Annotated in this window: 20 protein-coding genes; 16 read left to right on the forward strand and 4 right to left on the reverse strand. The window is 36.1% G+C overall.

Going from position 1 to position 17,961, the window contains the following annotated elements; genetic code table 11:
- Positions 1–271 precede the first annotated feature (271 nt).
- The 4 genes from MNY28_RS03800 to MNY28_RS03815 are packed head-to-tail and all read right to left on the reverse strand — an operon-like array spanning position 272 to position 3,304.
- Positions 272–1,600: an MATE family efflux transporter gene (locus MNY28_RS03800; protein WP_346389038.1), complete on the reverse strand. Its 1,329-nt coding sequence runs from the start codon at positions 1,598–1,600 to the stop codon at positions 272–274.
- Complete coding sequence (locus MNY28_RS03805) at positions 1,585–1,857, reverse strand: hypothetical protein (RefSeq protein WP_151900006.1); 273 nt, start codon at positions 1,855–1,857, stop codon at positions 1,585–1,587. The genes MNY28_RS03800 and MNY28_RS03805 overlap by 16 nt, the downstream gene beginning before the upstream one ends.
- Positions 1,854–2,099, reverse strand: coding sequence for a hypothetical protein (locus tag MNY28_RS03810; protein ID WP_346388960.1), 246 nt, complete (start codon positions 2,097–2,099; stop codon positions 1,854–1,856). The genes MNY28_RS03805 and MNY28_RS03810 overlap by 4 nt, the downstream gene beginning before the upstream one ends.
- Positions 2,099–3,304, reverse strand: a complete 1,206-nt coding sequence (locus MNY28_RS03815) for an MFS transporter (RefSeq protein ID WP_151900004.1) — start codon at positions 3,302–3,304, stop codon at positions 2,099–2,101. The genes MNY28_RS03810 and MNY28_RS03815 overlap by 1 nt, the downstream gene beginning before the upstream one ends.
- Positions 3,305–3,425: 121 nt before the next feature.
- Here MNY28_RS03815 and MNY28_RS03820 point away from each other — a divergent pair, with 121 nt between their 5' ends.
- The 16 genes from MNY28_RS03820 (at position 3,426) to MNY28_RS03895 (ending at position 17,958) form a co-directional block, all read left to right on the forward strand.
- Positions 3,426–3,827: a flagellar protein FlaG gene (locus MNY28_RS03820; protein WP_346388961.1), complete on the forward strand. Its 402-nt coding sequence runs from the start codon at positions 3,426–3,428 to the stop codon at positions 3,825–3,827.
- A 163-nt stretch (positions 3,828–3,990) separates the two neighbouring features.
- Positions 3,991–5,214: an argininosuccinate synthase gene (locus MNY28_RS03825; RefSeq protein ID WP_346388962.1), complete on the forward strand. Its 1,224-nt coding sequence runs from the start codon at positions 3,991–3,993 to the stop codon at positions 5,212–5,214.
- A 15-nt stretch (positions 5,215–5,229) separates the two neighbouring features.
- Entirely contained in the window at positions 5,230–5,967 is a 738-nt protein-coding gene (locus tag MNY28_RS03830) for a ferredoxin-thioredoxin reductase catalytic domain-containing protein (RefSeq protein ID WP_151900001.1), read from the forward strand.
- Positions 5,968–5,987: 20 nt separating this feature from the next.
- Complete coding sequence (rplI, locus tag MNY28_RS03835; protein WP_346388963.1) at positions 5,988–6,434, forward strand: 50S ribosomal protein L9; 447 nt, start codon at positions 5,988–5,990, stop codon at positions 6,432–6,434.
- Between the two features lie 6 nt (positions 6,435–6,440).
- Complete coding sequence (gene hslV, locus MNY28_RS03840) at positions 6,441–6,986, forward strand: ATP-dependent protease subunit HslV (protein ID WP_151899999.1); 546 nt, start codon at positions 6,441–6,443, stop codon at positions 6,984–6,986.
- On the forward strand, positions 6,983–8,311 hold the full coding sequence (gene hslU / locus MNY28_RS03845) for an HslU--HslV peptidase ATPase subunit (protein ID WP_346388964.1): 1,329 nt from the start codon (positions 6,983–6,985) through the stop codon (positions 8,309–8,311). The genes hslV and hslU overlap by 4 nt, the downstream gene beginning before the upstream one ends.
- Before the next feature lie 46 nt (positions 8,312–8,357).
- On the forward strand, positions 8,358–9,242 hold the full coding sequence (gene era / locus MNY28_RS03850; RefSeq protein WP_151899997.1) for a GTPase Era: 885 nt from the start codon (positions 8,358–8,360) through the stop codon (positions 9,240–9,242).
- A complete protein-coding gene (locus MNY28_RS03855) occupies positions 9,226–10,224 on the forward strand; it encodes a L,D-transpeptidase family protein (protein ID WP_346388965.1) in 999 nt (332 codons plus the stop codon). The genes era and MNY28_RS03855 overlap by 17 nt, the downstream gene beginning before the upstream one ends.
- The gene (locus MNY28_RS03860) at positions 10,225–11,517 is read left to right on the forward strand and encodes a M99 family carboxypeptidase catalytic domain-containing protein (protein WP_346388966.1); all 1,293 of its coding nucleotides are present in this window, start codon (positions 10,225–10,227) and stop codon (positions 11,515–11,517) included.
- Between the two features lie 11 nt (positions 11,518–11,528).
- On the forward strand, positions 11,529–13,064 hold the full coding sequence (locus MNY28_RS03865) for a hypothetical protein (protein ID WP_346388967.1): 1,536 nt from the start codon (positions 11,529–11,531) through the stop codon (positions 13,062–13,064).
- Complete coding sequence (locus tag MNY28_RS03870) at positions 13,061–13,693, forward strand: hypothetical protein (RefSeq protein ID WP_151899993.1); 633 nt, start codon at positions 13,061–13,063, stop codon at positions 13,691–13,693. Before MNY28_RS03865 ends, MNY28_RS03870 begins: the two co-directional genes overlap by 4 nt.
- Positions 13,693–14,139 (forward strand): hypothetical protein, encoded by a 447-nt coding sequence (locus tag MNY28_RS03875; RefSeq protein ID WP_346388968.1) that lies wholly within the window; start codon positions 13,693–13,695, stop codon positions 14,137–14,139. Before MNY28_RS03870 ends, MNY28_RS03875 begins: the two co-directional genes overlap by 1 nt.
- 9 nt (positions 14,140–14,148) lie before the next feature.
- Positions 14,149–15,789, forward strand: a complete 1,641-nt coding sequence (mshL, locus tag MNY28_RS03880) for a pilus (MSHA type) biogenesis protein MshL (protein WP_346388969.1) — start codon at positions 14,149–14,151, stop codon at positions 15,787–15,789.
- 3 nt (positions 15,790–15,792) lie between these two features.
- Positions 15,793–16,599: an ATP-binding protein gene (locus MNY28_RS03885; protein ID WP_346388970.1), complete on the forward strand. Its 807-nt coding sequence runs from the start codon at positions 15,793–15,795 to the stop codon at positions 16,597–16,599.
- Positions 16,592–17,416: a CDC27 family protein gene (locus MNY28_RS03890; protein WP_346388971.1), complete on the forward strand. Its 825-nt coding sequence runs from the start codon at positions 16,592–16,594 to the stop codon at positions 17,414–17,416. Before MNY28_RS03885 ends, MNY28_RS03890 begins: the two co-directional genes overlap by 8 nt.
- Complete coding sequence (locus MNY28_RS03895; RefSeq protein WP_151899988.1) at positions 17,413–17,958, forward strand: hypothetical protein; 546 nt, start codon at positions 17,413–17,415, stop codon at positions 17,956–17,958. The genes MNY28_RS03890 and MNY28_RS03895 overlap by 4 nt, the downstream gene beginning before the upstream one ends.
- Positions 17,959–17,961 lie beyond the last annotated feature (3 nt).

Below are 17,961 nucleotides of genomic sequence, written 5' to 3' on the forward strand. Positions count from 1 at the left end.
TACTTCTAACACTAAAGCATAACTTGTGAGAAAAACTAAATTTTTTCTGTAGTACCGACTGTTGCTACTTTCCTGCCACTCTCAGCCCATCATAAAGGATAGGTTCCGCAATACAACAAGCTCTTGGAATCGGTACTTTAGTGCCGACTGTTGCCACTTTCCTGCCACTCTCGGCCCGCACTGCAGTACGGGTTCCGAAAAAGCCGCTAAACTCTATGGCATTGAAGCTCCCTCTGGTGAAATAGTTATAAACAACATATCCCAAATAAATTTATACTTTGGTATAGAGCCACTCTCTTTTCGAGTACAGATACCAATAGATGATGCCTTTTATCAAAGTTTCTATATTCATAATTGCAAAAATCACAACAACTCCATAGCCCATATGATAGGCTGTATACGAAGGAATCACACGGAAAAGCCACAAAGAAGAGACATTGACTTTCAGGGTGGTTTTTGTGGCACCGGCTCCTCGAAGTGCTGCAGAATAGACAAACATAATTGCAAGTGGAATCTGCGCCAAACCTACCAGTATAAGGTACTTTGAGGCAACTGCAATCGTCAGAGCGTCTTTTGTAAAAAAACTCACAAGAAACTCCGGAAAGAGTATCATAATCAGCCCGACACTTCCCATAAACACATAGGCAATCCGTCCGGAAATTATCCCCATATTATAGGCTTTGTCAAAATCTTTTTTTCCTATATTTTGTCCTACCAGCGCCATTGCGGCGATGGCAAAACCAAAACCTGGCATAAAGGCAATGCCCTCAACACGGAGTCCGACCTGATAGCCTGCAAGTTCTGCCGTTCCGTAAGCAGTGATGATGGAGACAAAAACCAAAAAACTCATACTCGATATACCACGGTCAAGTGCTGCACTCCAACCGACTTTCAGGACTCTTTTTATATCCTGCGTGCGAATAATCGGCACAAAATCAAGACTCGAATTCATCTTTTTTATAAGTATATAGTAGGCAACAACATTAAATATATAGGAGATGACCGTTGCAATGGCGGCACCTTCAATACCTCTTGCTTCAAAGCCGAAATGACCGAATATCAGCACGTAGTTCATAAAAGCATTCATAGCGGCAGAGGAGAGTTTGATGTAAAAAGAGCTTTTTGTATCTCCTGCGGCACTCAGGGCATTGTAAAGCAGATTATCCAAAAATATCACGACAATACCGAGTGATAAGACTTTAAAATAGATACTGCCCTGCTCTACCACTGCAGGTGTCGCACCCATCCAGCTGTAAAAATGCGTACTGCCGAAATAGCCGCCAATCGTTACAAAAAAAGCCAAAATCACGGCAAGAATAACAAGTGAAAAGAGAAGTGCCGAAGCTCTGTTTTTTCTGCCCTGCCCGATAAATCGCGAGATAAGCGCATTGCCGCCTATGACATACAGCGTCATCAACACATTGATAATCATCATAAACTGCATACTCATACCGACAGCCGCAAGTGCGGCAACACTTACCGTTCCCACCATCAGCATATCTATAAGCACCTGCAAAATATCTACAAGATGCTTGAGCGCTGCAGGAAAGGCAAGAGAGAGAACTTTTTTGGTATCTTTTGAAATTATTTTTGAAAAAATTGTGCTACCTCTTGCATCGTTTCTATCAGTGCCTCTTTTGTAGAAAATTCCAAAACTTTTGTATCTCTGACATTTTCACCCGGCGGCGTATAATCAAACACAAGCACATAATGTATCAACTTGACTTTCTCACCGTACAGATCAAACCATTCCAGACTCATTTCGGCAATTTCACCCTGCATATCAATGACAACCGCACCATACAGACGCGTCAAATTCTCCAAACTGATGTCACCCTCTTTTGATTTGTAAATCATTCCTCTCCCTTGTCTAAACTTTTTTTCATTGCACCGTTTTTCATTTTCAAATATGCCAAAAATCCGAATATTGTGCCTGTTACGATAAAACCCGCACCAATCACATTCTCTTTTTGCACTGCCATTATTATCCAGCAGATATCTGCAAAAAGATAGACAATCACTGCCTGATAAATCTTTCCTTTATAGGTAAGATAGGCACCAATGTTTAACAGCAGTCCGCCAAGTATTGCAAAACTCATCATGAAATCTCTTCTATTTTTTGACTTTTGAGTACATATTTATAGTAAAGCGCGCCTACAAAAAAACCGCTGCCAATTATAGCCGTAATTGCCTCTAAAGAAAATGAATGTGCTGCCAAAAAGCCAATCATATACGAAGTAAAAGCTGCCGAAGACAAAAACAGCATGTCATTATAGGCAACAATCCGTCCATAGTATTTTTTTTCTATGTTTTTTTGCAAAAGTGTATAACTGTAAGACCATAAAGTCGTTGTAAAGAAACCGACAAGCACACTCGCTGCCAAAGAAAGATAAAAATTATGCATTGCAAATGCCCATATCCAGACAGCTGTCCCCTGGGCTATAAATACATAGACAAGCCTTGTGTTGTTAATCCATTTTCCGATATATACCGGACCGATGACAAGACCTACGGCACGGGCAGAATGCAGTAGCCCAAGAGCCAGTGAAGCCGCAATAAAAGAGGCATAATACTCATCAACCATCAAGGCCACCAGGGCATCAAAAGCGGTAAGACCGACAAAAGAGTGGATAAGCATCAGATGGAGAGCCTTTGGTGTTCTTTTGAGATAAACAAAAGTCTCCTGCATCATTTTAAAAATATTTTCTTCGACTTTCAGTATTTCTATTTTAATTTCTGTATAAAAGAGCAGCCAAAAAGCTATAAAAAACATCAATCCGTCAAGCATAAAGGCCGTTTTTATACCAAACCAATAAACCACAAAGCCGCTTACCGCCATTCCCAGCGTATAGGAAAACGACCAGATAATAGAATGCAGTTCATTAGCGCGCTGCAGCTTGCTCCCATGCAGGATTTTTGGCAAAAGCGACATCTCTGTCGTAAAATAAAATGAAGCTGCCGCCATTTTAAAAAATATCAATACATACAAAAGTAACAAGTCCGAGACCTGTGTCACAAATATCAAAGAAACAGTAGCGACTATTTCCACCGTGATAAGCAGCAACATCAGTTTTTTTGGATTCATCCTGTCTATAACAGGACCCGAAAACGGAGCCTGCAAAACACCGGCAAAAAAGTTCAGCATTGCTACAAAACCGACAACAGAGGCGGATACATGTAACTCAATGAGCAGAGTATATATAGCTACATTGGAAAACCAGGCCCCAAAATAAGAAATCAGCTGAATTGTCGAAAGCTGTCTTAATACTTTTTCTTCTTTGAGTAATTTTATATATTCTTTCATAAACGCAAGATTATCATAAATATTTTAGAATAAACACAAAAAAATAAAATATTTTCTAAAGTTATTCACGGCATTGTCGATTTTGTCATTACTAATTACACTTTTCGCAAAGGAGTATGTCATGGATGGCATTGCAAATGTTGCAAGACAGCAGCAGTCACAGGTAGGTTCGGCAGAAATTCAGGGACGATCACAAAATCAGTCACAGCAGGTACAGCAGACAGCACAGACAAGAACAAAACAGGCTGATGTTATTAAAGAAACACAAAATTCTGCAGCTGATAATACAAAAAACACAAATACCCAAAAAGATGTTGAAAATCTGGTAAAGGAGCTCAATGATGCACTTTCTCCGCTCAATACAAGTATAAAATTTGGAGTAGACAAAAATGACATCTTTTATGTAGCGGCGATAGATACAAAAACAAATACCGTTATTCGAAGATTTCCGGCAGAACAGGCACACGATTTTCTTCCAAAAATGCAAGAGGTCAGCGGAATTTTATTTGACTCTAAGGGGTAAAGTGTACTTCACAAAGTACTGCATTTACTCTTGAACCCTCTTTACATGTAAACACACCTTTGGCAAGTTTTACTAAAAAAAACAAATACAAAATTCATAAGCAACTTCTCACCTGTTTTTCGTTATAATCGCGGTAATTATTTTATTATCAAAGGTTTTTTACATGAAAAAAAGTGTTAAAAAAGTTGTTTTGGCATACTCTGGCGGACTTGATACCAGTGTTATACTCAAATGGCTGCAAGACGAATACAAATGCGAAGTTGTTACTTTTACAGCAGATTTAGGACAAGGTGAAGAACTTGAACCTGCACGTGTTAAAGCACTTGAACTTGGCATTAAACCTGAGAATATTTTTATTGATGATTTACGCGAAGAGTTTGTAAGAGATTTTGTTTTCCCGATGTTTCGTGCCAATGCTATTTATGAAGGGGAATATCTTTTAGGGACATCCATTGCACGCCCTTTAATAGCAAAACGTCAGGCAGAAATTGCAAAAATCACCGGTGCTGACGGTGTAGCGCATGGGGCAACAGGAAAAGGCAATGACCAGGTTCGCTTTGAAATGGGATACCTTGGACAGGACTCTACACTTACCATTATCGCTCCTTGGCGTGAATGGGATTTAAATTCTCGTGAAAAACTTTTGGCCTATGCGGCACAGCATGGCATTCAGATTGAGAAAAAAGGAAAAAAATCCCCTTATTCTATGGATGCCAACCTTTTGCATATCTCTTATGAAGGCGGTATTTTGGAAGACCCTGCAGCAGAGCCGGAAGAGTCGATGTGGCTGTGGACAACTTCACCGCAAAAAGCACCGGATACTCCCGAATACATAGAGATCGAATACAAAAACGGTGATCCGATTGCACTCAACGGAGAAAAACTTTCACCTGCCACAATGCTGCAGACACTAAACGAATATGGCAACAAGCACGGAATCGGTCGTGTGGACATCGTTGAAAACCGTTTTGTCGGCATGAAAGCCCGCGGATGTTATGAAACTCCGGGCGGAACGATTATGCTCAAAGCACACCGGGCAATAGAATCCATCACACTTGACCGTGAAGCAGCGCATCTTAAAGATGAGATGATGCCTCGTTATGCAAAACTTATATATAACGGTTTTTGGTTTGCTCCTGAGCGTGAAATGCTGCAGGCAGCAATTGATCAAACACAAAAATGGGTGGAAGGAACAGTACGATTAAAGCTTTACAAAGGAAATGTAACCGTTGTGGGAAGAAGTTCTGATGTTTCGCTTTTTAATCCTGAATATTCTACTTTTGAAGAAGATGAAGTTTACAACCAAAAAGATGCAGAAGGTTTTATAAAACTCAATGCATTGCGTTTTATCATTGAAGGTAAAGCAAGAAACAAATTTAAAAAATAACTAGAGGAACGAGATATGAGTATAATAAAAATTGATATGAATTCACCGGAATTTCAGGCGGAACTTGAAAAAACAATCAAATTTACAGACAAGGTCAATGCACAGTTCGGTTGGGTATACAACCCGCAAGAAGAAGTAAACGAAGGCGTACAGATGGGCCTTGCACGAAACAAGATGATGTACAAAAAAAGATTTTGTCCCTGTTTTATGGTTGAAGAAGTTGACGGAAAGCCAAAATCGGTTGATGACAGAATCTGTCCTTGTAAACCTGCCATTGAAAAAGAAATTCCGGAGGGTGGCGTCTGTCACTGTGGAATTTTCTGTACTCCAGAGTTTGCCGAGAAAAAGCGTATTGAACTCGGTATGGAAGAGGCCGCACACAGCCATTCCAGAGGACTGACAAAAGAGGAGTGCGAAATACTTGTGAACAAAGACGAACTTGACGGTGATGAGCTTGTATCCCTTTTAGAAGCACGTGAACTGAAAATGGTTGATTTTAAGCTTGTAGATGTACGCGAATATATGGAATGGCAGATGGGGCACATTAAAGGTGCAGACAAACTGGTACCGACAAGTTCATTTTTTCAAACATGGGAAGAAACAAACTACGGTAAAAATGAAAATATCATACTCTACTGTCATGTAGGAAGCCGTTCTGCTCATGTTGCAAGAATTCTTACAGACAACGGTTATACAAAAATCGGAAACTTGACAAATGGTATTGTTGCCTATCCAGGTGAAATAGAAAGATAAAATAAAACTAGGAATAATCTATGAAAGTATTATTAATTAAAGATGTAAAAAGTTTGGGTAAAGCCGGTGAAGTCAAAGAGGTCAAACCAGGTTATGGTCAAAACTTTTTAATTAAAAAAGGTTTTGCCAAACCTGCAACACCTGAGATTATTGCTGAACATGAGGCAGAAATCAAAAGAAAAGAAGAAGAAGAAAAAGCTGAAATAGCAAGACTCAAAAAGATTGCAGAAAAACTTGATAAACTCGAAGTTGTCATTACAAAAAAAGTTGGCAACAACGGACACCTGTTTGGGGCTATAACCAAAGAAGAAGTCGCAAATGCACTCAAAGAACAACATGACATAGAGATAGATAAAAAAGCCATTACAGACAAAACAGCGATTAAAACAATCGGAGAACATGATTTGGATTTGAAACTCGGTCACGGAATTCATGCAAAACTCCATGTAGATGTTCAGGGAGAGTAAGAATTAATGTTTGATGCTACTACCATACTGGCCTACAAAGGTCAAAAAAAAGCCGTTATCGGCGGTGACGGTCAAGTTACCTTTGGAGACAGCGTTTTAAAGGGCAATGCAACAAAAATCCGCAGGCTGCATCACGGTAAAATTCTGGCAGGGTTTGCCGGAAGTACTGCTGATGCTTTTAATCTGTTTGATATGTTTGAAGAATTTTTAGAAAATAAAAAAGGAGATTTGCTCAAATCTGTTGTTGAGTTTTCTAAGGCTTGGAGAAAAGACAAAGTGCTGCGTCGTCTTGAGGCTATGATGATTGTTTTGAACAATGAGCATATATTTATTTTGACGGGAAACGGCGATGTGGTTGAGCCGGAAGACGGACAAATCGCTTCTATAGGAAGCGGGGGCAATTTTGCCATTTCAGCTGCACGCGCATTAAAAAAGCACGCTTCATTGGACGAAGAGGAACTTGTTAAAGAGTCTTTACATGTAGCGGCAGATCTTTGTATATATACAAATCATAATATTAAAACACTCATACTCGATGGAGAAGCGCAGTGAATTTAACACCAAAAGAAATTGTAGAATATCTGGACAATTATGTCATTGCTCAAAAAGATGCGAAAAAAACCATTGCACTTGCTTTGCGAACACGCTACAGACGTATGCAGCTTGATGATGAACTCAAGAATGAAATTACTCCGAAAAATATTTTAATGATCGGCTCAACCGGTGTCGGAAAGACGGAAATATCACGCCGTCTGGCTAAAATGATGAAAGTACCGTTTATAAAAGTTGAAGCAAGCAAATATACAGAAGTGGGGTTTGTCGGTCGTGACGTAGAGTCTATGATTCGTGATCTGGTTGTAAATTCCATCAGCATTGTCAAAGCGGAACAGGAAGAAGCAAACAAAGACAAAATAGAAAACTACATTATCAATAAAATCACAGAAAAACTGCTCCCTCCCCTTCCTGCCGGTGCAAGTGAAAGCAAAAAAGATGATTATCAACGCCTCTTAGAAGCTATGGAAAAGCGTATAGAATCCGGTGAAATGGATGATAAAGTCATAGAACTTGAAATAGAAAAACTCAATATCGAATTTAATGACACAAATTTACCGCCGGAAATGGCCAAAGTGCAAGAGAGTTTCTCCAAAGTCTTTGCCACAATTAACAAAGAAGACAACAAAAAAGAGGTAACGGTTAAAGATGCCAAGATGCTTCTTCGTCAGGAAGCAACCAATAAACTTCTTGATATGACAAGAGTAAATGCAGAAGCATTGAGACGGGCGGAAAACGGAGGGATTATTTTTCTTGATGAAATAGACAAAATTGCACTCAGTGAAAAAAGTCAGGGACGGAATGACCCCTCAAAAGAAGGAGTCCAGAGAGACCTCTTGCCTATCGTAGAGGGAAGCAGTGTTTCAACAAAATACGGAACAATCAATACCGATCATATTCTCTTTATTGCAGCCGGTGCTTTTCATGTCAGCAAACCAAGTGATTTGATTCCGGAACTGCAAGGAAGATTTCCGCTTCGTGTAGAACTAGAAGCTTTAACAGAAGAGACACTCTATCAAATACTAACGCGTACACAAAACTCTCTGCTGAAACAGTACCAGGCTCTCTTGGGCGTTGAAGGTATGGAGTTGATATTTGAAGATGAAGCGGTAAGAGCCATTGCAAAACTTGCACACCGTGCCAATGAAACGGCTGAAGATATCGGTGCAAGACGTCTGCATACTGTGTTAGAGAGAATACTTGAAGATATCAGTTTCAATGCAGATGAGTATAAAGGAAAAGAGTTTGTCGTCACAGCAAAGCTTGTGCATGAAAAACTCGATAACGCCGTAGAAGATGAAGACTTATCAAGATATATATTATAATAAGTTCAGACACTTGTGTCTGTAAAAATAAGTAAGGTTTGTAAAAATGACTAAAGCTGGTTTCGTTTCCTTGATTGGACGTCCGAATGCAGGTAAAAGCACCCTAATGAATTCCCTTTTGGGCGAAAAAATTGCAATGGTAAGTCAAAAAGCCAATGCAACAAGAAAGCGTTCAAATGCAATTGTTATGCATGAAAATGCACAGATTATTTTTGTCGACACGCCCGGTTTGCATGAAAAAGAAAAAATGCTCAATCAGTTTATGCTTGATGAAGCCCTTAAAGCAATGGGTGATTGTGATTTAATCGTCTACCTTGCACCGGTGACTGATTCTACCGAACATTATGAAAGATTTTTAAAAATTAACAACGGACGGGTGAAGCATATTATTGTTTTAAGCAAAATAGATCAGGTTTCGCAAGAAAAACTTTTTAAATCGATTAGTGCCTACAATAAATATGCTGATCACTTTGAAGCGCTTATTCCTGTAGCAATTCCCCGTAAGGTAGGTCATAAAGACTTATTGGACACTATTGCAAAAAACTTACCGGAATCTCCTTATCTGTATGATCCTGAGGATTTGACAAGTGAACTTGTTCGTGACATTTATGCAGGATTTATCCGTGAAGCTATTTTTGAAAACATCAGTGATGAAGTCCCTTATGAATCGGATGTCATTATTGACTCTATCGAAGAAGAAACAGGAATTGACAGAATTTATGCCACAATAATTATAGAAAAAGAGTCGCAAAAAGGAATCATTATCGGAAAAGGCGGTGAATCCGTCAAACGAATAGGCAAATCTGCCCGAGAAAAAATCGAAAGACTCAGTGGGAAAAAAGCCTATTTGAACCTTCAGGTAACAGTCAAAAAAGGCTGGACAAAAGACAAAAATTTCCTCAAAGAGATAGGATATGACCATGGGCAATAGGTTTTACTTTTTTGTTATAAGTATTATCTGTACACTTTGTTTTTCAACTGCTGTGTTTGCTTCAAACAATGACATTTTAACAAACTATCGACTGCATGGCATTAAAAATATTCAAAAAGAGTTGGATAAAAGCCTTAGTGATAAAAATTATTGGCAGGAGTTTCTCAAAAACAAAGACACCCAATTTGGCTATATTGAATCCTATACAAATATTTTACTGTGTGACAAATCAAAATCAGAACTGTTAATTTACTCCAGAGACAGCAACAACACATACAGGCTGCGAAAAGAGTACAGTGCTTTTACGGGAAAATTCAAAGGAGACAAAACCAGAGAAGGCGACCTTAAAACACCTGTTGGAGTTTATGATATTGTAAAAAAGCTATCAAAAGTTGACTCTTTTTACGGTCCAATGGCATTTGTGACTTCCTATCCGAACCTCTATGACAGATACAAAGGAAAAACTGGACAGGGTATCTGGATTCACGGACTGCCAAGCAATCAGGAAAGAGACGAATTTACAAAAGGGTGTATTGCCATCAATAACAAAAGCATAGAATGTCTTAATAAAAATATTGATATCAAAAAAACAGTATTGATTATAAAAGAAGATACAGGCAGCAACCATACTGTATCAAAAGAGACCCTGGCACTGCTTTTATCCAATCTGTACGCATGGCGCTATTCCTGGCTTTATAATAATCTGGAAGATTATCTTCACTTCTATGCACAGGAATTTAAAAGATTTGACGGTATGAATCTTGAAAAATTCAAGCAATACAAGCAAAGAGTTTTTAGCAAAAATGAAAATAAAATCATACTGTTTCGCAATATAAACATCATTGCATATCCCAATATTGAAAACTTATATAAGATAACCTTTAACGAAGAGTACAAATCCGACAGTTTCTCTTTTCATGGAAAAAAGATATTAATTGTACGCTTACAAAACAATCAATTCAGCATTATAACAGAGAAATAAATGTCTCTGATTTTCAATATATGCCTGGCACTTCTTTTTTCATCTGTTCTCAATGCAAATATTCAGCTTATCAAAAAAGAAAACAGTGATTCAAACACCACTCTTTTAGTTATAGGCGGAATTCACGGTAATGAACCCGGCGGATATTTTGCAGCTTCAATATTGGCCACACACTACACTGTAACATCTAAGAATTTATGGATTATTCCAAACTTGAACAAAGAAAGTATTATGGCTAACAAACGTGGCATTCATGGTGATATGAATCGTAAGTTTTCACATATCAAAAAAGATGACAAAGACAGAAAAATCATCCAAGAAGTCAAAAAAATAATACTTTCAAAAAAAGTTTCTTTAGTCTTAAATTTACACGACGGACATGGTTTTTACCGTAAGCAGAACCAAGGCAGTATATTTAATCCGAATGCCTGGGGACAGACCTGTGTTATTGACCAATGCCGGCTCCAACAAAAACAGCTTTTTGGTGATTTAAACACTATTGCAGAAACAGTCAAAAACAATATCAATAAAAAACTCCTGAAAAAGCATCACAGTTTCAATGTAAAAAACACCAATACAAAGTATGAAGATGAGGCAATGCAGCTTTCTCTAACCTACTTTGCTGTTACAAATGACAAGCCGGCATTTGCCATTGAGACAAGTAAAAATCTCTCCAGCTTGTCCCAAAAAGTCTTTTATCAACTCCTGGCAATAGAAGAATATATGAAAATAATGGGAATCACCTACAAACGCGACTTTGAATTAAATGCAGCACAAATCACGAATATAATAAAAAACTATGGAACATTAGTAATAAATCACAATATTTTGTTAAATTTGAATGATATAAAAAACTCTTTAAGCTATATTCCGATAAAATCAAAAAGTAATGAGTTTTATTTCTCCCATCCGTTGGGAGAAGTAAAAAGAAAACAAGGCAGATATTTGATATATATCGGGAATAAGTTAGTAACTACACTCAAACCCCAATATTTTAAAATGTCGGATTATTGTCCCGAAAAATACACAATTGTTATAGACAATAACGAAGTTTCTTTGCCAAAAGCTTCAGAATTTTATGTAAGTGACGATTTTAAAATCGTCAAGAGTAAAAAACACCGTGTGAATGTTATAGGTTATTATAAAAAAAACAGAGTAGATGAGAGTCAGATAAATATATCTTTAAAAGAGTTAAACAAACACTATTCAGTTGATAACAATAACAAAACATACAGGATTGAGTTTTACAAAAATGATGAATTTTGTTCCATGTTATTGGTTCATTTTAAATAGGATTATAGTTAATGAATACATCAACACAGCACTCTTTTTCAAGTGTATTATCAATTAATCCATACAAAGAGACATACTTTAGTGGAATATCAAGTTTCATCACAGAAACAACAAGTCCAAAATTTTCAAAAGATCAGTTTGTAATTTCATATATCAGTACAAAAGAATTTATAACTGCCCAGATTGCAATCAGTAAAAATATTCCTGAGGAAGATTTGTTTGATGCTATCAGTAACAAAGCATATGATGAACTGGCCCTTGATCAGGCAGTTGAGTATAAAATTCGGTACATAGAATCATTTGACACATTAGATGAAGAAAACAGATATTTTCATGTCTTTATCGTAGACCCTTTGGACATAACCAATACTTTTATAAAAATTATTGAAAAAGTAAAATATATTGATGTCATCATTCCTTCGCCTCTTTTAATCAAATCACTTTATACAAAAGAACTCATCGACAGTAACGGTGTACACTGTTTTATATATATTCAGGAAAATGATGCATTTTTGACTATTTACGGCAACAAGGAATTTGTTTATACCAAATCTTTAAAATATTCTCTTGTAGAAATGCATGAGCGTTTTTGTGAACTGTATGGTGAGAGAATTGAATATAACGAATTTATATACTTTTTTTCAAAAGAAAATCTTAAAGAAACTACAAGCGATTACAAAGAATTTTTTATTCGTCTTTATAAAGAATTGTTTGCAAATATCAATGATATTCTCACCTATGCAAAAAGAGCATTTGATATTGAAAAATTTGAGCATGTATATATAGGAGCACAGCTTCCCACTGTAACAAAACTTTATGAAATGCTGGAAGTTGAGTTAAACATAAAGTCAAGTGAATTTGAATTTGATTACGGTTTTGAGACCGAAGATGAATATGTTGATCAGCTTCATGCACTTATGCATATTTATACAACACTGCCCAAAGATGAAATATATGAATGTAATTTTACTGATTACAGACGACCGCCGAAATTCATCAAACGAGAAAGCGGCAAACTTATAATTTTAATATTTGCTTCCTTTGCTCTTGCGTTTGCGTACCCTATAACATACTGGATACTTACGTATGCACAGACTCTGCAAGAAGATCTGCTCAAACAAAAATATAAAGAGATTCATAATATCAAAATAACCAGAGAAGCCACTATTAAAAACAGGAAAGCAGACAAAGAAAAATCATTGAAATTGCTTGCCAAAGAAAAAACAGAATACTCTGAGAAAAAAAACACTCTTATGAAAATTCATGAAGTAAAAGTTGATTATCCCATGAAAGCAAAACTTTTGACAATGTTCACTAAAAACTTAAACAAGTATGGTGTAAAGATTGAAGAAGCAAAGTATGCAGAAGATAATAAAACAAAAACACTGACTTTTTATTTAGTTGCCAATAATGACAGAAAGATTACACAACTTGTTGAATATCTCACTAAGATTTATGAAGGAAAATACAAGTTTATCCTTGAAGAGATTGTCTTTGATGAAAAAACAAATAAATACTTCAGTGAATTAAAGGTGCGTATATTATGAAAATAAATCTTGAAGACTATCTCCATAGAATAGATGCAGCTTTTAAAAACAAAACCCAAAAAGACATCTATATGACTTACCTGATGGTTGTCGGTATCATTTTTACCTTTGCATACCTTCTGTTCTGGGACAGTTCCTTTGACAAATTCACACAGACAAGAGCCAGTGTACAAAATCTCCAGACAAAGATAAATGCCGATAAAACATTTCTGCAGCATAATCCAGAATCAAAAATTCTACAGCTTGAAAAAGAAATCAGGAACATAAACAATGAGATAATTGTCATAAAAGATACCAACTCTTATATAAAAAGTAAAATTGAAACTATTTCATCTTTAATATATGATGAACGGGCATGGGGTGAATATCTTGATTCCATAGCGACTAATGCACAAAGATATAATGTCAAACTGCTTACTCTGACAAACAAATATGCAAAAAATGAGAGTTCTTTTGGGCACATACTCGATATTACAATTGAATCAACTGCGAATTATAAAAACACCTTGAAGTTTATCAATTCATTAGAACAGAGTGAACTGGTCGTTGATATCCACAACTTTGATATAAAAGCTGATCAGGCGTTGATTTCTGATTTAAATATATCTGTATGGGGGATTACATACTAATGAAAAAATTCTACTTGATTTTAATGCTCCTTCTGACTTCGCAACTTTTTTCCAACAATCTGGCATGGGTTGATGAGCAGATTGAAGCCATTAAACCACCAAGAATCGGAGTTTCTGAAAAAGAGATTGCAAGGATAAAAGATCCTTTTATTTTTTTACACAAGAAAAATGATTCCAAAAAAAACAAAATAACCAAAAAAACAGTATTTGGTGCGCATGCAAACTACAAAAAAGTCACGCAACACAGCACTGTGCATTTCAGGCTTGATGCCATCTTGAACAAATCAGCAATGATTAATGGAAAATGGTATAAACAGGGTAAATATATTTATGGTTATAAATTGATTAACGTTGGTAGAAATTCTGTTCTATTAGTTCGAAAAAATAAAAAACTTCTGCTTTCAACAAAAAGTAAAAGTAAAAAAATAAAAATCTATAATAAGTAGGGATCTCAAATGAAATTTATACAAACATCGGTTTATGCAACAATAATGACCGCGATGCTTTCAACAACCAGCTTTGCAGATTGTTCTTATGAGCTTTTTAGTATCAGTTCTGCAAAAAATACCAAAATCATTGACTTTGTAGAACAATTGAGTGATGAATGTGGTTTCAGTATCATAGTAACTGATCCTCATGCCGAACAATTCCTGAAAACCAAACTGAATAAAACAAACTTAAAGAATTTAACGATTGATGAAGTGTTAGATATTATATTGACACAGCATAACCTTTCCTATACTCTTGAAAACAACCTTTTAAAAATATCCTATTTAACAACAAAAGTTTTCAACATAGACTATATTCTTTCACAAAGAAAAAGCACAGGCAGTACAGATGTCACGCTCAGTTCTTCCTCAAATGCACAACAACAGGGAGGAGGAGCTGGCGGTGGCGGCGGCAGATCTTCCAATTCTCAAAGAGGTGCCGGTGGAAACTCAGGAACCGGCGGAGGCAATTCTACATCAGATACAGGTGTAAAAATCGAAAGTTCTGATGAAGTTAAATTTTGGGAGCAACTTGATACAGAGTTTCAGAGTATTCTCAACCGTCCAAATGACATCTACAAAGCAACGCCTCCAATTATAAACAAAAATGCAGGTCTGATAACTGTAACAGCTACAGATAAACAGCTCAAACGTTTTGAAAATTATCTAAAAAAACTACAAGACAAGGTAAAACTCCAGGTACTGATTGATGTACAACTGCTCTCCGTTACCATGAGCAAGGGAAAAACAACAGGTATAGACTGGAAACAGCTGTATGCTCTGCAAAATGTCAAACTCTCTGCAAGTACAGCAAACTATAACAATATCGGTACAACAATACCTGCCAATGGAATTATCACAGATACCGCTGCTACAGGCGCGGGTGCATCACAACTTTTTACTATGAGTGCCGGCGGACAACTGACAGAGGTTATCAAATTTTTAAAAACACAGGGAGATGTTACTTCCATATCGAATCCGAAAGTTCTTACTTTAAACAACCAACCGGCACTTATTACAGCAGGGACAGAGTATTTTTATAAAATCCTCTCATCAACCAACCAACAGGGAACAGGCGGCGGAGTCGCTGCTACAACCCAAACCGATTTGGTCAATTCTGTCTTTGCCGGCGTTCTTTTAACAATTACTCCGGAAATTTCTGATGACAAAACAATCACTCTGAGAATAAACCCCTCTCTCTCAGAAACAACAACAGATATCTCCCAAACACCAAATACAGGAAGAGATATGCCGCCGGATTTAAACCGCCGTCAACTCTCTTCTGTTGTAACTGTCAAAGACGGCAACAGAATTATTTTGGGCGGACTTATAAATTCCAAAAACACAAATAATTCAAATCAGGTTCCAATCTTAGGCAGTATTCCGTTCCTTGGTAATTTATTTAAACATGAAGAAATGGTAAAAACAGTTGAAGAACTTGTCATAATTATTGAACCGCATATTATCCATAAAGAAAAAGATTCAATCTCTTTAAGTGATTTAGGTTATGAGGGACTGAGCGACGAATTACTTACACTGGAAATGGCCTCAAAAAAGAAAAAAGAGATAAAACTGAATCAGACTGATGACAAGGAAGAAGGTAAATAACATATGGAGAGTATCTTTGCAAATTCAAAAAATGTTTTCTTAGATACAGTCAATGCCAAGGACTATATACAACTAGACAGAGTTTCCACAATCTATAAATCCTTAAAAAACTCTATATCCAAACCATTAAAGATGGTACTTCTTTTTGGAAAACCGGGAACCGGAAAAAGTATGTTCCTGAGCAAACTCTATGATGATTTAGTGCAAGAGTGCGATATCTATCTTTATGAAACACCTATTTTAGATGAAACAGAATTTTATAAAGTCCTCGCTCAGGATATTTTCAACATCCAATATAATGACACCTTAAACTTAACGCAGTTTATGAAAATTGTAAAAGAGAGAGCTGTTGAGAAGGTACCAATTGTTTTACTTGATGAAGCACAGCTCTATTCTGAAGTTTTAATGGAAAAAATAAGACTTTTATCAGACACAAGATGTATTAAATTTGTTATAACCCTGCACAAAACAGAAAAAGAAGATCTCATCGCAAAAGAGCATTTTCAAACAAGAATCTGGGAAACTTTTGAACTTGAAAATGCATCAAAAGCAGAACTCAAGATTTATATACAAAAAAAACTTATGAAAGCAAACTGTTTTGATACAGCAAATATGTTTCACACTAAAACAGTAAATAATATCTACAAACTTACACAGGGGAATTACAGAGATACCAATAAACTGCTTTATACTCTTTTTGACATTTATCATACTTATGAACAAAACAGTCATTATTCATTAAGTACTACACATATTCCCAACAAATTTATTGAAATGGCTGCCATACACACAGGACTTATCAATGCTTAATATTCGTGATTTGGAGAAACGTTGGAAAATCTATAAAATAAAATCATTTTTACCTTACTTCATTGTCAGTATTGTTGTGTTCGCGATTGTTCCGGCTGTTTACTACTTTTATACAGCCAACAGTAAAGCTGTATCACAAAAAAAGCCTGTAACAGCAAAAAAAACAGTTCAAAAATCAATTCTTCCGCCAAAAAACCAACCGGCAGCAGTAAAAGTCAAGCCGGTAAAAAAACAACCTGCGCCAATGGCTGTACAGCCAAAACCAGTAACAGCACAACCTAAAACAGTTGTCGCAGACAAAACAAAAGAAACCTCTTTCCAAACACTCAAGCCATCAATGAATTTTATGAAAAACATTCAACATGAAGTAAGACAACCACAATACAGATATAAACAAACAAAGCACAAGCATTTCAAAGAAAGAAAAGTTACAGAGGCTGTTCAAGATATCTCAGTCAAATCGCCTTCAATAAAAAAAGAGAAAAAAATCAGTATCACTATCCAAAGAAAAGAGACCCAAAATGATATTTTTGAAATTATCAAGCGTTTTAAAAAGAACAAGAACCCTGCTTTGAGTCTTTTTGTCGCAAAAAAATATTATGAACTTGGCAACTACAAACAGGCATATAATTATGCACTGATTACAAATCAGATTAATTCCAATATTGAGGCAAGCTGGATTGTTTTTGCAAAATCTCTTATGCAGCTTCACCAAAAAAACAAAGCAATCCATACACTGCAGGAATATATAAAAGTTTCACACTCAAGTAATGCCGAAATTCTCTTAAATGAAATCAAATCAGGAAAATTCAGATGAAATTACTACTGCTAATCATGGTTACATGTAACCTTTATGCCTATAATATAAAACAAAATTTATTTACTCTATATCAAAATAAAAAATATGAAGAGGTCTGCACCATAGGTTTTAACAATTTTCAAAGATATAAAAAAGATGAAGAGTTTGTCAGTTTATATGCATTTGGCTGTTTACATTCAGACTATATAGACAGATTGTCAATACCAATAACAATGCTGAAGTTTTCAAAAGAAGCTCGTGCAAATTCAGCCTATTTTGCAGTTATTTTGATGCAAAAGAAACTTTTGTACCATGCCCTTATCGACGGATATGAATTATCTCAATATGTTTTGCCATCAACAGATTATATATTGTCAAAAGTCTTTGATTTATATGTAAAACTTGGAAAACACAAACCCAGAACCTTTTACCTGTTCAATGATCCGACAGATAAAAAACTAAGCTATAAACTCTATATTTCAAAAGATGACAGAATAAGCAAGATGATTATTGAAGAATATTATGATACAATAATTTTAAAACGTCACATATACTGGTAGGAG

Source organism: Sulfurimonas sp. NWX367 (assembly GCF_039667065.1).
Lineage (GTDB): Bacteria > Campylobacterota > Campylobacteria > Campylobacterales > Sulfurimonadaceae > Sulfurimonas > Sulfurimonas hydrogeniphila.

What these genes read in the sequence shown, in the direction of transcription:
- MNY28_RS03805 (WP_151900006.1), bottom strand. Translation starts at nt 1,857, where the DNA reads ATGATTTACAAATCAAAAGAGGGTGACATCAGTTTGGAGAATTTGACG.
- MNY28_RS03810 (WP_346388960.1), bottom strand. Translation starts at nt 2,099, where the DNA reads ATGAGTTTTGCAATACTTGGCGGACTGCTGTTAAACATTGGTGCCTAT.
- MNY28_RS03815 (WP_151900004.1), bottom strand. Translation starts at nt 3,304, where the DNA reads ATGAAAGAATATATAAAATTACTCAAAGAAGAAAAAGTATTAAGACAG.
- MNY28_RS03820 (WP_346388961.1), top strand. Translation starts at nt 3,426, where the DNA reads ATGGATGGCATTGCAAATGTTGCAAGACAGCAGCAGTCACAGGTAGGT.
- MNY28_RS03825 (WP_346388962.1), top strand. Translation starts at nt 3,991, where the DNA reads ATGAAAAAAAGTGTTAAAAAAGTTGTTTTGGCATACTCTGGCGGACTT.
- MNY28_RS03830 (WP_151900001.1), top strand. Translation starts at nt 5,230, where the DNA reads ATGAGTATAATAAAAATTGATATGAATTCACCGGAATTTCAGGCGGAA.
- rplI (WP_346388963.1), top strand. Translation starts at nt 5,988, where the DNA reads ATGAAAGTATTATTAATTAAAGATGTAAAAAGTTTGGGTAAAGCCGGT.
- hslV (WP_151899999.1), top strand. Translation starts at nt 6,441, where the DNA reads ATGTTTGATGCTACTACCATACTGGCCTACAAAGGTCAAAAAAAAGCC.
- era (WP_151899997.1), top strand. Translation starts at nt 8,358, where the DNA reads ATGACTAAAGCTGGTTTCGTTTCCTTGATTGGACGTCCGAATGCAGGT.
- MNY28_RS03855 (WP_346388965.1), top strand. Translation starts at nt 9,226, where the DNA reads ATGACCATGGGCAATAGGTTTTACTTTTTTGTTATAAGTATTATCTGT.
- MNY28_RS03860 (WP_346388966.1), top strand. Translation starts at nt 10,225, where the DNA reads ATGTCTCTGATTTTCAATATATGCCTGGCACTTCTTTTTTCATCTGTT.
- MNY28_RS03865 (WP_346388967.1), top strand. Translation starts at nt 11,529, where the DNA reads ATGAATACATCAACACAGCACTCTTTTTCAAGTGTATTATCAATTAAT.
- MNY28_RS03870 (WP_151899993.1), top strand. Translation starts at nt 13,061, where the DNA reads ATGAAAATAAATCTTGAAGACTATCTCCATAGAATAGATGCAGCTTTT.
- MNY28_RS03875 (WP_346388968.1), top strand. Translation starts at nt 13,693, where the DNA reads ATGAAAAAATTCTACTTGATTTTAATGCTCCTTCTGACTTCGCAACTT.
- mshL (WP_346388969.1), top strand. Translation starts at nt 14,149, where the DNA reads ATGAAATTTATACAAACATCGGTTTATGCAACAATAATGACCGCGATG.
- MNY28_RS03885 (WP_346388970.1), top strand. Translation starts at nt 15,793, where the DNA reads ATGGAGAGTATCTTTGCAAATTCAAAAAATGTTTTCTTAGATACAGTC.
- MNY28_RS03890 (WP_346388971.1), top strand. Translation starts at nt 16,592, where the DNA reads ATGCTTAATATTCGTGATTTGGAGAAACGTTGGAAAATCTATAAAATA.
- MNY28_RS03895 (WP_151899988.1), top strand. Translation starts at nt 17,413, where the DNA reads ATGAAATTACTACTGCTAATCATGGTTACATGTAACCTTTATGCCTAT.